We start from the raw sequence: 16003 nt of genomic DNA on the forward strand, positions 1-16003 counted from the left end.
TTTGCATGGTCGGCGGTGGGGCAATGAACGTGTCGCTATTGTCTCAGTTCGGCGCGCTGCCGTGAACGGCAGCCGAAGAATAAATCAGCGTTTCCTTAAAGGAGCAAGCGTTAGTAAGGTCGCTGCGGTAGAGGCTGAAGGGGGAAGTTCATCTGCAGTAGGTAGTACGGTACGATCTGGAAGTGTAGATATATCGGGTACGAATCAGGCGAACTTAGCTGTGGAAGGGCAAGCGTTAGCAAATCAGAAGCCGCGTACAATAATAGGAGATGAGCCTTATGCTGGGTCGAAGGGAACATCCGATGGGGGTATGGCGCATCCTGTTCGAGGGAAACTTATTGGCTCAACTGAACAACTGACGGTCGCAGAGACGAAGTATGTTCAAGAAATGTTAGATGGCGGTAGAACGGTGGAGGTTATTCCTGCGACTAACTTGGGGAGAAGTGCCGATTTTAAAATTGATGGGAAAAGTTATGAGTTGAAAACGATGACAAATGTTGCTAATCAAAGTTCTGATGGATTGTCGAAAGCACTATCTAGTACCATTATGAATGCCCGTGGCCAGTCTGGTAACGTAATTGTTGATGCACGTGGTCAGCTTGGTATGACTTCTGAAATTGCTGAACGAGGTGCTAATCGTGCTTTTGGGGCCGATGCAAAGATGCCGGACGGACAAAAATTTGAAAGTGTAGTGATTATTACTAATCAGGGAACGGTTTATATTACCCCAAAAAAGGTTTCAAAATGACATCAATTTTTAATGGATATCCAACAGAGAAAGAATTACGTAGGCGTATTTCTAATCAACTCAGTTGGCGTAATACTACCGAGGTAGCACTACTCTGGCATGGTTATCTTAATGCTTTATTGGAATGGGGGTTGATTGATGTAAATATCTATCATTCTTTGCAGGAAGTATTGCCAAGAATAGGAATGAAAGAGAGTTATGAGCAAGCCTTAGATGAGCAACTTGATCCTGAGCAGGAAAAAGAATTTGATAAAAAGATGGAAGCCGGGGTCAGTTCTGCCATTCAGACACGGCCTCAGCCTTGACGGGATGTTGAACGGATAGTATAGCCGGGGTCAGTGCAGGCGTGGCATGATCTGCAGGCCACCGGTTCAAGCATCCTGAGCAATGATGCAACGAAACTGCTTGCCGGTAATGACATCACCATCGCTGCAGCGACCAATACCGTATCCAAGCTGCACCATTCCAGTACCGAGAAAAGCGGCTTCATGAGTGGTGGTGGCATTGGGTTCAGTTATGGTACCAAAACCACCACGGTGGATCAGGAGCGGGACGCTACCTTGCAGAGCGGCGACGCACGAAGCCGGGGCCAGTTTGAGCTAGTCCGGTTTTCATGGACATCCTCAGGGGACAATGTTCCCCGGAGGATACTCATGAATAAGAAACAATTACCCTCGAAGCGGGAGATCATTCTCTTGTCACAGGAAGTAGCACTGAAGTCGCATGCGAGATTCAGCGATGAATTCAAGTGTCATGCGGTAGCCCGGTTACGCGCAGGCAATCAAAGTGCTACTGATCTGGCGGTAGCGCTGGGGCTGCGTCGTAACGAGTTCTATACTTGGTCGAGGTAGCTGGACGAGCAATAGGGGAAGCCTTGCACTTCCCCAGCCGGCCGCTTGCCGCCAATCTGAGTGTCGTTAAAAGTGCAATGCGTAATGACGTTGCCTAACGAAGCGAGGCCCCCTCATTGACAAGCAGCGTAGCGCGTTTTCGCTAAACTCGCCATATCGTTGATTGAGATCAACGGCGACCTTATTGCACCTTCAGGAAGGTATCTCTCCAAGGCGCAAGCACCTGAAATCCCCATCTCGCTATCAAGTTGATAATCGAATATGCCAATTTGATGGCGCAAAATGGCACAACGCTATCTTCCGGGCTTGCCCAAAACAATGCCGCCTGAGGTAGCAAACAGTCGCTTGCGGGAGTGTCAAGAGTCGCTCCATGCATGCCGGCAACGTGGTCTTTCAAGATGGGCGCGCGATTAAAAATCGTTCATTATTCAAGAACCGAAAAGATGAGATCATTAGTCCATGGCTGCGCCTAGAAGGTTTTCGCATATGGTCAGTCATGCAAGTCATACCCATAAAACCTATATGAGACATCTTAGCCACCTTTTCGGGAGAACTTTACATGAAATATATTTCGCTTATTCTTTTGAGTGCTGCGGCTGTCGCCATCGCGGGTTGCGCCACCACTCCGTCTGTCAGTACGCCGGGCGACCTGGTTGCCGATGCGGTCATGAAGCCGACGCGTGACAGTGAAGCCAGCGGTAGCGTCCATTTTGAGCAGAAGGATGGCCGGGTCTGGGTAACCGCCAGTATCGGCGGCTTGTCGCCTGGCCGGCATGGTTTCCATATCCATGAAAAAGGCGATTGCAGCTCGCCGGATGCGTTGAGTGCGGGCGGGCACTTTAATCCGACCGGAACGCAGCATGGCAATCCGGCCAGCGGCGCGCATCATGACGGCGATTTCGGCAATCTGGAAGCGGATATGAATGGCAGTGCGGAATTGAAAACGTCATTTCCTGTGAGCCAGATTTCGCTGGACAAGGGCGCCGCCAACAGCATTATTGGCCGTGGCTTGATCGTACACGCCAGCGAAGACGATTTCCGGACGCAGCCAACGGGCAACTCCGGCGCCCGCCTGGCTTGCGGCGTGATCGCGTTGAAGTAAATCCAGACACTGCTGGCGGCGCAGAAGGGATGCCGTCAGCAATGCTCTTTATCACACAGTCGCAGCAAGGCCGGGATCAAGCTGTCCTGCTGCGCATCAATTCGCTGTTGCTGGCGCCGCATCACCTGCTGCATTCCCACGCTGGAATAATTAGTTTCATCATGATAAACTAATTGACCGAAACAGCCAGCGCAGTAGCCTTCTCGCAAAAATCACATGACAACTGCAACGCCTGCGCCGCGCCCCGGGCGTCCCCGTACCATCACGCGCGAGCGTATTGCCGATGCCGGCATGGCGATGGGCTTGCCCAAGCTGACGTTTGTCGGCGTTGCCGCCTTGCTTGGCGTCAGTCATATGGCGCTGTACAAGCATGTCGCCAATCTGGCGGCGCTCAAGCTGCTGGTGGCTGAAGCAATTTTCACGCGCTGGCAACTCCCCGATACCGGCAATGATGACTTGGAACATTTTCTGCTGCGTTTCAGTGCGTCCTTGCGGGAACTCGTCAAATCGCATCAGGGCCTGGCGCCTTATCTGATACGCAGGAAGGTGACCACGCCCGCCATGCTGGCCAGGATAGCTGCGCATCAAGCCGAGGTGGCGCGCCTGTACGGCATGTCCATGGAGCGTGCCCGCTGGCTGCTGTCGACGGTGGCTTTTCATTGCATCGCCCTGGCCGATACCGTATATGCGGCGGGGGACGATGCGTGGGAAGAGGAAGACGCGGAGATCGAGGCCGAGTTTGACCTGGGCATGCGGGCGCTGATCATCGGTGCGCTTGCCATGGAGCCGCACAGTAAGGGCGGAACCTGATTGCACCCATCCGATGAATCTTATACAATGTAAATAATTATCATTCGCATTTAAATTCATTGCCCATCGCCTGCTGGCCGTTGGGCTCAATCGGGCACAGGAAGGGTATCGTGGGCACCGCCGAATTCGCGCTACAGCAACAAGTCGACACCTTATATGTAGACCATCACGGCTGGCTGCGTGGCTTGCTGCGCCGCAAGTTGGGCAATGCCTTCGATGCGGCTGACCTGGCGCACGACGTGTATTTGCACCTGATGAAAACGGGGCGCATACCGCCCGTTGACGAGTCGCGGCGCCACCTGACCCAGATCGCCAACGGCCTGGTGATCGACCTGTACCGCCGCCGCCAGATCGAGGCCGCCTATCTGGATGCGCTGGCCATGTTGCCGGAAGCGTTTGCACCTTCCGAGGAAACGCGCGCGCTGGCAGTCGAAGCACTGGTTGAAATCGATGCGATATTGCACAGCCTGCCGGTCAAGGCGCGCCAGGCGCTGCTGCTGTGCAAGCTCGATGGCATGAACTACCGCGATATCGCCGCCGAGCTGAAAGTGTCCGTGTCGTCCGTTGAAAAATACCTGGCTGCCGGCCTGCAAGCCTGTTACCACGCGTGGCACGGGACGGGGAGGTGATCAGTCCGGCCATCGTCCAGCGCGCTTCCGAGTGGATGGTGCGGCTGTGGGCTGATGACGCCAGCGATGCAGACCGGGCCGCCTGCGAGCGTTGGCGCGTCGAACATCCGCACCACGAACTGGCCTGGCGCCGCTTGCAATCGTTCGACGATAAACTCTCCAGCACGCCGCGCGAGGTGGCGCGCCATGTCTTGCGCGAGCCGGCGCCCGCCGCCTTCCTGGCGCGCCGGCGCGCACTGCAACTGCTGGGTCTGAGCATCACCATTGGCGGGGCGACTTATCTGGTGGGTGGCGGTGATCGCTGGCAGATCGCCATGGCCGGCTATAGCACGGCCACCGGTGAAATCCGCGCCATCACCCTGGCCGACGGCAGCACAGTGGTGCTGTCTTCGGCTTCGGCCATCGACGTGCGTTTCACCCAAGATGAGCGCCTGATCGTGTTGTGGGCCGGTGAAATCCTGGTCACCAGCGCGCCCGATCCCGCACCTGCTTATCGTCCCCTGCGCGTGCGGGACCGCCACGGCACCGTGCAGGCGCTGGGTACGCGTTTTACCGTGCGCCAGCAGGCGGACAACTCACACGTGGCCGTGTTCGAAGGCGCCGTCGATGTGCGGCCCGCGCATGGAACAGGCATCGCCGTGCGTCTCGATGCGGGGCAGGGCAGCAGCTTCAATGCCAGTACGGTACAAGCACCGGCCAGCGTGCAGCAAAGCGCCGCCGCCTGGGCCCAGGGTTTGCTGGTAGCCGATGGCATGCGGCTCGATACGCTGCTCGCGGAACTGGCCCACTATCGTCCAGGCTTGCTGCGCTGCGACCCGGCAATCGCGCACCTGAAAGTGAGCGGCGTGTTTTCCGTGCGCGACACGGATCGGGCGCTGCATAATTTGACGCGGGTGCTGCCGGTGGACCTGGTATCGCGTACCCGCTACTGGGTGACAGTGAGGGCAGCTACCCCTGTTACAAATTAATCCGGAAATGGATTGAGGGTTTTGCGGTCTCGTTCGGGAGATAAGCAAGAGCTTATTAATTTCCGGGAGTTTGTATGAGTAGCAATGAGGCGGCGGCACCCAATGGCGCCAGTCCTGTCGCGCAGGTATTGCGGCCCATCCGCGGGCGGCTGGTCGTGGCGTGCTTTTTGTCCGCCGTGGGCAGCATGCTGACCCTGCTGCCGCTGGCCGGCATCGCTGAAATTGCCAGGGCCGCCCTTGACAGCACCAGCGCAGCGCAGCATGCGCTGTGGCCGATCGTCGGTATCAGCGTGGCCAGCCTGCTGGCCGGCATGCTGCTGGTGTCGGCTGGCGAAATGGCTGCGCACCTGGCCGACAATCACATCACTCACCATTTGCGCCTGCAGATCACGCGGCGGCTGGCGCAAGTGCCGCTGGGCTGGTTCACCAGCCGCGCATCGGGCGAAGTCAAGCAGGCCATGCAGGATGATATCGGCACCTTGCACAGCCTCACCGCGCACTTCTTCACGACCACCGCGCGCGCCGTTGGCGTGATCGCCATCTCCCTGATTTATTTGTTTGCCATGGACTGGCGCCTGGCCCTGATCGCGATTGTGCCATTCCCCGGATTTTTCCTGTTCTTCCGCCACGCCATCAAGGCCAGCGCCGGCAATATGCAGGAATTCGTCACTGGTCTGGGGCGCATCAACAATGCCGTGATCGAATTCGTCAATGGCATCCCTGTCGTCAAGGCCTTTGGCGCCACCGGCCGCGCGCATGCCGGCTACCGCGATGCAGTCGATGCTTTTGCCCACGCCTTTGCCGGTTTTACGCGCCCGCTGGTGTCGTCCATGGCCAATGCCAACGCCATGATTGCACCGGTCGCCGTGCTCGGCGTGGTGCTGGGTTTTGGCACCTTGTTCGTGGCGCTGGGGGCGATGGCGCCCGTGGACGTGCTGCCATTTGCGCTGGTGGCGCCCGGCATTTCCGCGCCGCTGCTGCTATTGCACTATCTGACCCATGATTTGAACAATGCTACCGCCGCCGCGCAGCGCGTGCAAGCCTTGCTGCAAACGCCAGTGCTGGCGCAGCCAGAGCCGGGCCAGGGCCAGCTGCCTGACAGCAGCGAGCTATGCGTCGACAAGCTTGGCTATTCCTATGACGGGCAGCACCAGGTTTTGACGGACATCAGTTTTACGCTCAAGCCCGGCACGGTGACGGCCATCGTCGGCGCTTCCGGGTCGGGCAAGTCCACTTTGGCCCGGCTGCTGCTGCGCTTTTTCGATCCCACGCAAGGGCGCATCACCCTGGGCGGTGTCGACCTGCGCCAGATCGCCACCTCCGAGCTGTACCGGTCCATCGGTTTCGTGCTGCAGGAAGTACGGCTGATACACGCCAGCGTGCGCGAGAACATCGCGCTGGGCCGCCCGACGGCCAGTGCACAGGAAATTGAAGACGCCGCGCGCGCAGCCAATATCCATGAACGCATCCTGGCCCTGCCGCGCGGCTACGACTCGGTGGTCGGCGAGGATGGGCAATTGTCCGGCGGCGAGCAGCAGCGCATCAGCATCGCCCGCGCCGTGCTGCTGGCGCCATCCGTGCTGGTGCTCGATGAAGCCACGGCGGCGGCCGATGCTGAAAACGAGGTACTGATCCAGGAAGCGCTGTCGCGCTTTGCCCGCGACCGCAGCCTGCTGGTGATCGCCCACCGGCTCGACACCGTCATGCACGCCGACCACATCATCGTGCTGGAAAACGGCGCGATAAGCGAACAGGGGCGCCACGCCGAGCTGCTGGCCCGCCATGGCCGCTATGCGCGCTTATGGGCGCTGGGTGGCTATTCATCATCGCTGGAGTCCACACCATGCTGAAAACCTTTATACAACTGCTGGGTGCAGATGCGCCCGTGTTTCGCCGCTACGTATCGATGGCGATCGCCTATGGTGTGCTGTGCGGTCTGGCCATCACCGCGCTGGTGCCGATCATGCGTCACTTCCTGGCTGGTGATGTCCGGTCGGCTGGTTTGTGGCTGGCCGTGCTGCTGGCCGGCATGGTGGTTTGCTGGGCCTGGCGCCGCATGCTGGAAAGGGCCGGCGTGCGCGTTGGGGTCACCGTGCTGCAAACGGGGCGCCAGCGCATCGGCGCGCATGTGGCGGGTTTGCCGGTCGGCTGGTTCACGCCAGAGAACACGGCCAGGCTGGGCCACGTCGTCACGCAAGGCATGATGCAGGTGGCGCAGCTGCCCGCGCATGTGCTCACGCCCGTGATCAGCGGCGCCATCACGCCGCTGGTGATCGTGCTGGCCTTGTTCGCGCTGCACTGGAGCCTGGGCCTGATCGCTTTGCTGTCGCTGTCTGTACTGGCCGGCGCCTTGCTATTGACCGCCCGCCTGGGCCAGCGTGCCGACGATGCATATCACCGCCAGTTTGCCGCCACCAGTGCGCGCATGGTGGAATTCGCCCAGGCGCAATCGGTGCTGCGCGCCTTCGGCGGCGATGGCGGCGGCACGCGTTTGCTGGAGCAGGCCATCACGGACCAGCGCCAGGCGGGGAGCCGTTTGATTGTGCTGTCGTCCCTGTCGGCCGTGTTCAACGCCTGGGTGGTGCAAGCGATTTTTGGCGCCTTGCTGGTCGCCGGCGCGCTATGGCTGCGAATGGATACGGACAGCGTCATCGCCGTCATCGTGGCGCTGCTGCTGGTGATTCGTTTTGTCGAGCCGCTGCTAGACGTGGCCGCTTATGGCGAAGTGCTGCGCGGCGCACGGGGGCAGCTCGATGCCGTGCGCGATATCCTGGCCGTCCAGCCTTTGCCGCAAGCTGCAGCGCCGCTGGCGCCACGCGATGGTTCGGTCGAGCTGTGCGATGTGCGCATGCGCTACGCACCAGACCAGGCAGAGGTGCTGCGCGGTCTCAGCTTGCACATCGCTCCCGGCAGCATGACGGCGCTGGTGGGCGCGTCCGGCTCGGGCAAGAGCACGGTGCTGCGCCTGATCGCCCGTTTCTTTGACGTCGATGCAGGCAGCGTGCGCGTGGGCGGCGTCGATGTGCGTGAGATGTCCAGTGAACAGCTGGCTGGCCAGATCAGCCAGATTTTCCAGGACAGTTATCTGTTCCAGGGCAGCATCGCCGACAATATCCGCATCGGCAAGCCGGGCGCCAGCGATGCCGAAGTACTGAACGCGGCGCAGCAGGCTGGCGTGAGCGAAATCATCGCCCGTTTGCCTGAGGGTTTGGCGACGGCGGTGGGCGAGGGCGGCGTGCGCCTGTCCGGCGGCGAACGCCAGCGCATCGCCATTGCCCGCGCCCTGATCAAGGATGCGCCCATCTTGCTGGTCGATGAAGCGACGGCTGCGCTGGACGCCGAAAACCAGGCCGCCATCGCCGAGGCACTGGCCCGCCTGCGCGGCAAGCGCACGGTGATCGTCATCGCGCACCAGTTGTCGACGGTGGCCATGGCCGACCAGATCGTGGTGCTCGACGGCGGCCAGGTCAGCGAGCAAGGCGCGCCCGCGCAGTTGAGTGCCAATCGAGGACCTTACGCGCAATTCCTGGCCCAGCGCCAGGCGGCGAAGGGCTGGCGGATTGCCTCAACATCGCAGCAACGCGGGACCGTGCCTTGATCCATTCTGCCTCCAGCCGTTTGCTGCTGCCCGTATTTGTTTTGCTGTGCTGCGCCTCGCTGCTGGTCGGCGCCAGGCAGTTGTCGTGGGCGCAGCTGCTGTCCGGCTCCGGCGACGCCTGGCTGACCGTCACCGCCAGCCGGCTGCCGCGTTTGGCGGCACTGGTGCTGACGGGTGTGGGCTTGTCCGTCTGCGGCGTGATCCTGCAGCAGATCGTGCGCAATAAATTCGTCGAGCCGGCTACCTCGGGCGGCCTCGATGCTGCCAAGCTGGGCATCTTGATCTCGCTCACTTTGATGCCTGGCGTGGGCGCGGTGGGCAAGATGCTGTTCGCGCTGCTGTTCTGCTTTGCCGCCAGCGTGCTGTACGTGGCCATGATCCGCCGCATCCAGTTCAAGAATACGGTGCTGGTGCCCGTGGTTGGCCTGATGTATGGCGGCGTGCTGAGCGCCATTGCCGAGTTCTACGCCTACCGCAACAACATCCTGCAAAACATGCAGGGCTGGTTGCTCGGCGATTTTTCGCGCATCGTCCAGGGCAACTACGAAATCATTTATCTGATCCTGCCCATCGTGGCGCTGGCCTATCTGTACGCGCAGCGTTTCAGCGTGCTGGGCATGGGCGAGGGCATGGCCACCAGCCTGGGCTTAAATTATGGCGCGACGGCGGCGCTCGGGCTGATGCTGGTGGCGGTCACCGTGTCGGCCACGGTGATCACGGTGGGCGCGATTCCGTTTGTCGGCCTGGTCGTACCGAATCTGGTGGCCATGCACTACGGCGAAAACCTGCGCCGTACCTTGCCCATCGTCGCCCTGTACGGCGCCTCGCTGCTGCTGGCCTGCGATATCGCCGGGCGCTTGCTGATCTATCCGTTCGAAGTGCCGATAGGCTTGACGGCGGGCGGCGCGGGCGGCTTGCTGTTCCTGGCCCTGCTGATCTGGAAAAACAAATGATGCGCTTCTCTACTCGGCTGGCCATCTGGCCGCCTTTGCTGCTTCTGCTGGTTCTGCTGGCCCTGGCGGCCACCTTTGTTTTCTGGTCTTCCGGCTTCGATGTCGACTACGTGATCCCCAAGCGCCTGGCGCGCCTGGCCGCCATCGTGATCGGTGGCGTCTGCGTGGCGTTTTCGTCGATATTGTTCCAGACCATCGCCGGCAACCGGATTTTGACGCCGGCCGTGATGGGCTATGAAGCCGTGTACCTGTTGCTGCAGTCGCTGCTGATTTTGTTCATGGGCACGCAGGCGCTGGTGGTGGTCAGCCAGATCAATAATTTCTTCCTGTCCATCGCCTTCATGCTGGCGTATTCCTGGGCCATCCACCGCTGGCTTTTGCACGATGGCAAGAATAATGTGTATTTTTTGCTACTGGTGGGCCTGGTGCTCAGCATGGTGATCGGCACCTTCACCCAATTCGTCCAGCTGCGCATCAGTCCCGGCGAATTTTCCATCCTGCAAGGCTACAGCTATACCTCGTTCAATCGCGCGCAACCCATGCAACTGCTGTATTCGGGTGTGCTGGTGATGGCCGCCTGCCTGGGGGCATGGAAAACCTTGCCGGTGCTGGACGTGCTGTCCCTGGGCCGCGACCAGGCCATCTCGCTGGGCGTGTCTTACCGGCGCTACGTGCAGTGTTACCTGGCCTTGATCGCGCTGCTGGTGGCGGTGTCGACCAGCTTGCTGGGGCCGACCGCCTTCATGGGCATCTTTGTGGCCAACATCACGTATGCGCTGGCAGGCAGCGTGCGGCACAAGCTGACCTTGCCGCTGGGCTGCGCGATTGCCATCGCCATCTTCCTCATGGCCCAGCTGCTGGTCGAGCACGTTTTCAATTACAAGACCACCGTCAGCATCCTCGTCAATCTGGTGTGTGGCGCTTATTTCCTCGCACTCATGGTGCGCAAGCAGGGTAGAGCATGATTACAGTCAAGAATATCCATAAAAGTTACGGCAGCAAGACCGTGCTGTCACAGCTCAGTGTTCAATTTCCCAAAGGGCAAGTCACCTCCCTGATCGGTCCGAACGGCGCAGGCAAGTCGACCTTGCTGATGCTGGTCGCGCGGTTGCTCGATCCCAGCCAGGGCGAGATCCTGCTGGGCGACCGGGCTATTGCCGGCATGCGCACCAGCGACTACGCGCGCCAGGTCGCGACCTTGCGCCAGTCGCCCGACTTCAACCTGCGCCTGACGGTCGAGGAACTGGTGGCTTTCGGCCGCTTTCCCTATAGCCGTGGCGCCCTTACGCCGCAGGACCGGCAAGCCATCGCCGAGGCGATCAGCTTTTTATCGCTGGAAAAGCTGCGCCACGCCTATATCGACGAATTGAGCGGCGGCCAGCGGCAAATGGCCTTCCTGGCGATGACTGTTGCCCAGCAAACGCAGGTGCTGCTGCTGGATGAACCCTTGAATAACCTGGACATGAAACACGCCGTGCAGATCATGCGCGCGCTGCGCCGCCTTTGCGACGAGCAGGGCCGCACCGTGATCCTGGTGGTGCACGACATCAACTTCGCCGCCAATTACTCCGACCACATCGTCGCCATGAAAGATGGCCGGCTCGTCTTCAGCGGCCCCGTGGCCGAGGTGGTGACCGAGCCGCGCCTGCAGGCGCTGTACGAACTGGACTTCGACATCGTGCGCAATGCGCGCGGCTGTCTTTGCAATTATTTCAACCCATCAGGAGAACTGGCATGACCCGTACATTATTCAAGCTGGCCACGTTGAGCCTGGCGCTGGCGGCATTGCAAGCTTGCAGCAAGACGGAACCTGCTGCCGTGGCTCCCCAGTCCGCCTACACACCGATCACCGTCACGCACAAGCTGGGCGATACAGTGATCACACGGCAGCCGCAGCGGGTGGCGGCGCTGGACATGAATGAAGTCGATTTCCTCGACCAGCTGGGCATACCCGTGGCGGGCACGGTCAAAGATTACGTGCCGCATTTCCTGGGCAAATACAAGGATGATGCGAACGTGCAAGACCTGGGCGCCATCGTGCAGCCCAACCTGGAGCGCGTGCACGCACTCAAGCCGGACTTGATCCTGATCACCTCGCTGCAAGCGAATCACTACAAGGAGTTGAGTGAAATCGCCCCGACCCTGCATTTCGACGTCGATTACCGCGACAGCCGCAGCGGGCATATCGATATCGTCAAGCAGCATTTGCTGACCCTGGGGCGCATTTTCGGCAAGGAAGACCTGGCCCGCCAGAAAGCCGCTGAGCTCGACGCTCAGGTTGCCGACGCCAAACACATCATCGAAAACCGTCCCGAAAAAGCCCTGATCGTGCTGCATAACAATGGCGCCTTCAGCGCGTTCGGTGTCAAGTCGCGTTATGGCTTCGTATTCGATGCGCTGGGCGTGAAACCGGCCAGCAGCAAGGTGGAAGCGGGCTTGCACGGCCAGCCGATATCGAGCGAGTTCATCCAGCAAGCCGACCCGGACATCATCTATATCGTCGACCGCACGGCCGTGATGGAGCACCGTCCTGTGATGGATGCCGAGCGCATGGCTAATCCCCTGTTGCGCCAGACCAAGGCCTGGAAGAACGGCCGCGTGGTCTTTGCCGATGCCGACGCCTGGTATATCACGGCTGCCAGCGTAGGTTCGCTGAAGATCGTGATCGATGACGTACTAAAGGCTTACCAATAAATCAAATTTCTATTGAGGGTTTTGCCATCTCGTTCGGGAGATAGATAAGAGCAAACCACATCATCAAAAGGAATCGAGCATGCAACACCGTTTTCACGCAGTATCTTTCAAACCGGCCTTGAGCCGCCAGGCCGCCGCCGTGCGCGCCGTGGTGCTGGGACTTGCCCTGAGCGCTGCTGGCGTGCCCGCGCTGGCCCAGTCCCAGGCCAGCGGCCTGGCCGCAGAAGCGAAAAGCAACTTTAACGTGGCGGCCGGCCCGCTGGGATCGGTGTTGAATAGCTTTGCCACCACGGCCGGTATCGAGTTGACGGCCGATACCAGCTTGCTGCAAGGTAAAAGCAGCAAGGGTTTGTCGGGCAGCTACAGCGTGCGCGAAGGATTTACCGAGCTGCTGCGCGGCCATTCCCTGCATGCCATCCAGCAAGCCAATGGCAGTTATACAGTCAGCCGTTTGGCGCAGCAGGGTGAAGTGGTGATGCCGGGTGTGACGGTGCAGGCTCAGCAGGGTGGGGCCACGCAAGCGTATGCAGGCGGCCATGTGGCGTCCGGCGGCCGGGTCGGCTTGTTGGGCAGCAAGGATTTCATGGAAACGCCGTTCAACACCGTCAGCTATACCGAGCGCTTTATCGAGGACCGCCAGGCGCGCGACATCACCGACGTGATCTCGGCTGTCGACCCGACCGTGTTTAGCACGGGCATGACGGGCACCATCAATGAAAATTATTCGATACGGGGTTTCAGTTCCAGCATCAGCGACGTGACGGTGAATGGCTTGTTTGGTATTTCGCCGTATTACCGGACCTCGCCCGAAATGTTTGAACGCATCGAAGTATTGAAAGGGCCATCGGCCTTGCTCAATGGCATGCCGCCTGGCGGCTCGGTGGGCGGCAGCGTCAACCTGGTGCCCAAGCGTGCAGGCGACGAGCCCTTGACGCGCGCGGCGCTCAGCTACCTGTCCGATTCGCAATGGGGCGGCCATGTGGATCTCGGCCGGCGTTTTGGCGAGCAGAAACAGTTCGGTGCGCGCTTCAATGGCGTGTATCGCAAGGGCAATGGTTCGGTCGACCATCAGAAAAAGGAAACGCAATTGGCTGCGCTGGGCCTGGACTGGCGCGGCGATGGCGCGCGGCTGTCCGCCGACCTGTACCGCAGCGACGACCGCACCGATGGCTTGAACCGGGGCATCAACCTGGCGCCCGGCTTGGGCGTGCCCAGGCTGCCGAAACCGGATACCCTGCTCAATCCCAGCTGGGCCTTTTACGACACCAAGGACAAGGGCGCGACGGTACGCGGCGAACTGGACCTGAGCGAGTCGGTGATGGCCTATGTGGCCATGGGCGCCAGCCAGACCGATTACCATTCGACGGGCGCTTATCTGATCCAGGTATTCAATACGGCTGGCGATTACCGCACCAACCTGGCCGACCTGGCTTTCGAAGTGGACCGCAAATCGGCCGAGCTCGGTTTCAAGGGCAAGTTGCGCACCGGCGATATCGGTCACCAGTGGGCCGTCAACGCCACGCATTACAACCATAGCGATAAACAGTATGGCCGCCGCAATGTGCTGGCCAAGGACTGGATCACCAATCTGTACAACCCTGTCTGGGGTCCGGCCAGCACTTTCAACGCGCCGCAGATTTCGCGGGCGGAACTGCGCCTTTCCAGCGTCGGCCTGGCCGATACCCTGTCCTTTGCGCAAGACACGGTGCAATGGACGCTGGGTTTGCGCCGCCAGGACGTGGTCAGCGATACCTTCAACGTGGCGACCGGCGCGCGCACGGCCCGCTACGAGCAAAGCGCCACCTCGCCCGCGACCGCTTTGCTGGTCAAGCTCACGCCGCAATGGTCGGTCTACGGCAATTACATCGAAGGCTTGAGCCAGGGCAGCACGGCGCCGATGACGGCCGCCAATGCGGGCGAAGTCTTTCCGCCATTCAAGACCAAGCAAAAGGAAGTCGGCCTGAAGTTCGATCTGGGCGAATTCGCCCACACGGCCAGCCTGTATGAAATCAAGCGCCCCAGCAGCTACACGGACCCCGTGACTAACGTGTTTTCCGTGGGCGGCGAGCAGCGCAACCGTGGCGTCGAATGGAGCTTTTTTGGTAGCCCTATACGTACTGTGCGCCTGATGGGCGGCCTGGCTTTTGTGGAACCCAAGCTGACGCAGACGGCCGGCGGTGTCAACCAGGGCAAGCTGGCCACCGGCGTGCCCAAGCTGCAAGCCAAGCTGGGTGCGGAATGGGATACGCCCAGCGTGCCGGGCTTGAGCCTGACGGCCAATGCGACTGCGGCCTCGAAGCAATACATCAATGCCGGCAATACCTTGTGGGTGCCGGGCCGCACGGTGTTTGACCTGGGCGGGCGCTATGCGACGGTTGTAGCGAACCAGCCGATGACGCTGCGGGCCAATGTCACGAACGTCAGCAACAAGGCGTATTGGGCCATGCCGCAATTGACCAGCCTGGGCCTGGGTGCGCCGCGCACCATCCAGATCTCGGCGACGATGGACTTTTAGATTTGCATCAGCAAGGGGTGCTGGCTGGCCGTGTGGAAGTCGCGCCAGACCCGGTTGATGGTGCTGTCTTCACGGGCCGCGTACAGGCCGCACAGGGGATAGAGTTGATTGACGGCTGCGCGCGCGACGGCCGTCAGGTCCAGCGAGGTATCTTGCACCTCGGCCATGTCGGACGCGCTGAGTTCCATGCCAGACGCCACCTTGGCCCAGCTAGTGTCCAGCGCGGCGTAGAAACGGGCGCGAACAGTATCGAAAGCGTGGTGTTTGGCGCGCAGCAGGGCGGCCACTTCGGGCACCTCGATCAGCGGCAAGTCCTTGCCCGCATGCCGGCGGTGGCGGATGCATTCCTGCGCCAGCTGCATGAAATGGCTGGCCATGCCCGCCACATTGGCGGCCAGGGTGACGTAGGCCAGCGAGTAAAACGGGTAGCGGTACAAGGGGCCGTCGGCGCAGGCGCTGGCGGCGTCAATGGTGAAACCGTGTTCCTTGCTGACCCAGGCATCATCGATGCGGTAGCTGTGCGAAGCGCTGGCGCGCATGCCGATGCTGTTCCAGGACGCGATCAGCTGCACTTGCGCAGCCGGCACCAGAAAGGCGCGGATGCGCGGCGCGCCATGTTCATCGAGCACCGGCTGGCCATCGACCCGCAGCACGGCGTTCAAGGTAAAGTGCGTGGCCATGGGTGCGCCGCTGGCGTAATCCCAGCGGCCGCTGATGCGGTAGCCATCGCCATCTTCGTCGGCAAAACCGCTGGGCGCGCCGCTGCCGCCCAGGCAGACGCGGCGCGTGCCGATGATGTCGCGCGCCAGTTCCGGCGTTAAAAATCCCGCAAACCAGCCCGCACCCGCGCACAGGGTCAGCACCCAGCCCACGCTGCCATCGATGGCGGCCACCGCTTCTTCCAGGCGCACCGCTTCGGGCAACGGCAGTTCCGCGCCGCCGCTGGCGCGTGGCGCCAGCATGGTGAGCCAGCCGCGCCGGTGCAGCAAGGCCTGGTGCACGGGATGCAGGAAGCGGGCCGCATCGGCCAGCGCCGCATGGCCGGCGATACGCCGCGCGTCGCGGGCGGAGAGAGGGGAATTGACAGGCTGGATCATGGAACTTGGGTCGATGGCAAAGGCGGGAATTTTCGCAC

15 protein-coding genes are annotated in these 16003 nt (G+C 60.8%); 14 read left to right on the plus strand and 1 reads right to left on the minus strand.

Features of this window, described 5'->3' with window-relative positions:
- From HDE72_RS27085 to HDE72_RS27150, 14 genes are all read left to right on the plus strand, one after another.
- Positions 1-748 (plus strand): CdiA C-terminal domain-containing protein (locus HDE72_RS27085; RefSeq protein ID WP_221291423.1); only part of this gene is annotated, 748 nt, incomplete at its 5' end.
- Positions 745-1053 carry a hypothetical protein gene (locus tag HDE72_RS27090; protein ID WP_221291424.1) on the plus strand — a complete coding sequence of 103 codons (309 nt, stop codon included), beginning with the start codon at positions 745-747 and terminating at the stop codon, positions 1051-1053. The genes HDE72_RS27085 and HDE72_RS27090, both read left to right, overlap by 4 nt.
- Before the next feature lie 33 nt (positions 1054-1086).
- Positions 1087-1599 carry a hemagglutinin repeat-containing protein gene (locus HDE72_RS27095; RefSeq protein WP_183748599.1) on the plus strand — a complete coding sequence of 171 codons (513 nt, stop codon included), beginning with the start codon at positions 1087-1089 and terminating at the stop codon, positions 1597-1599.
- 559 nt (positions 1600-2158) lie between these two features.
- Positions 2159-2701: a superoxide dismutase family protein gene (locus HDE72_RS27100; protein WP_183748607.1), complete on the plus strand. Its 543-nt coding sequence runs from the start codon at positions 2159-2161 to the stop codon at positions 2699-2701.
- A gap of 216 nt (positions 2702-2917) precedes the next feature.
- Positions 2918-3511 (plus strand): TetR/AcrR family transcriptional regulator, encoded by a 594-nt coding sequence (locus HDE72_RS27105; RefSeq protein ID WP_183748609.1) that lies wholly within the window; start codon positions 2918-2920, stop codon positions 3509-3511.
- Positions 3512-3621: 110 nt separating this feature from the next.
- Complete coding sequence (locus tag HDE72_RS27110) at positions 3622-4140, plus strand: sigma-70 family RNA polymerase sigma factor (RefSeq protein WP_183748611.1); 519 nt, start codon at positions 3622-3624, stop codon at positions 4138-4140.
- Positions 4137-5108 (plus strand): FecR domain-containing protein, encoded by a 972-nt coding sequence (locus HDE72_RS27115; RefSeq protein WP_311735293.1) that lies wholly within the window; start codon positions 4137-4139, stop codon positions 5106-5108. Before HDE72_RS27110 ends, HDE72_RS27115 begins: the two co-directional genes overlap by 4 nt.
- A gap of 74 nt (positions 5109-5182) precedes the next feature.
- Positions 5183-6958, plus strand: coding sequence for an ABC transporter ATP-binding protein (locus HDE72_RS27120; protein WP_183748613.1), 1776 nt, complete (start codon positions 5183-5185; stop codon positions 6956-6958).
- Positions 6952-8706 (plus strand): ABC transporter ATP-binding protein, encoded by a 1755-nt coding sequence (locus tag HDE72_RS27125; RefSeq protein WP_183748615.1) that lies wholly within the window; start codon positions 6952-6954, stop codon positions 8704-8706. The genes HDE72_RS27120 and HDE72_RS27125 overlap by 7 nt, the downstream gene beginning before the upstream one ends.
- On the plus strand, positions 8703-9659 hold the full coding sequence (locus HDE72_RS27130; protein ID WP_311735294.1) for an ABC transporter permease: 957 nt from the start codon (positions 8703-8705) through the stop codon (positions 9657-9659). Before HDE72_RS27125 ends, HDE72_RS27130 begins: the two co-directional genes overlap by 4 nt.
- A complete protein-coding gene (locus tag HDE72_RS27135; RefSeq protein ID WP_221291427.1) occupies positions 9659-10624 on the plus strand; it encodes an iron chelate uptake ABC transporter family permease subunit in 966 nt (321 codons plus the stop codon). Before HDE72_RS27130 ends, HDE72_RS27135 begins: the two co-directional genes overlap by 1 nt.
- A complete protein-coding gene (locus HDE72_RS27140; RefSeq protein WP_183748626.1) occupies positions 10621-11397 on the plus strand; it encodes an iron ABC transporter ATP-binding protein in 777 nt (258 codons plus the stop codon). Before HDE72_RS27135 ends, HDE72_RS27140 begins: the two co-directional genes overlap by 4 nt.
- Positions 11394-12353: a siderophore ABC transporter substrate-binding protein gene (locus tag HDE72_RS27145; RefSeq protein WP_183748628.1), complete on the plus strand. Its 960-nt coding sequence runs from the start codon at positions 11394-11396 to the stop codon at positions 12351-12353. Before HDE72_RS27140 ends, HDE72_RS27145 begins: the two co-directional genes overlap by 4 nt.
- A 79-nt stretch (positions 12354-12432) precedes the next feature.
- Positions 12433-14868 carry a TonB-dependent receptor gene (locus HDE72_RS27150; protein WP_183748630.1) on the plus strand — a complete coding sequence of 812 codons (2436 nt, stop codon included), beginning with the start codon at positions 12433-12435 and terminating at the stop codon, positions 14866-14868.
- Here the strand turns inward: HDE72_RS27150 and HDE72_RS27155 are convergent.
- Positions 14865-15965, minus strand: a complete 1101-nt coding sequence (locus HDE72_RS27155; RefSeq protein WP_183748632.1) for an acyl-CoA dehydrogenase family protein — start codon at positions 15963-15965, stop codon at positions 14865-14867. The genes HDE72_RS27150 and HDE72_RS27155 overlap by 4 nt on opposite strands.
- Positions 15966-16003 lie beyond the last annotated feature (38 nt).

It is taken from the genome of Janthinobacterium saanense, assembly GCF_014200675.1.
GTDB lineage: Bacteria > Pseudomonadota > Gammaproteobacteria > Burkholderiales > Burkholderiaceae_D > Janthinobacterium.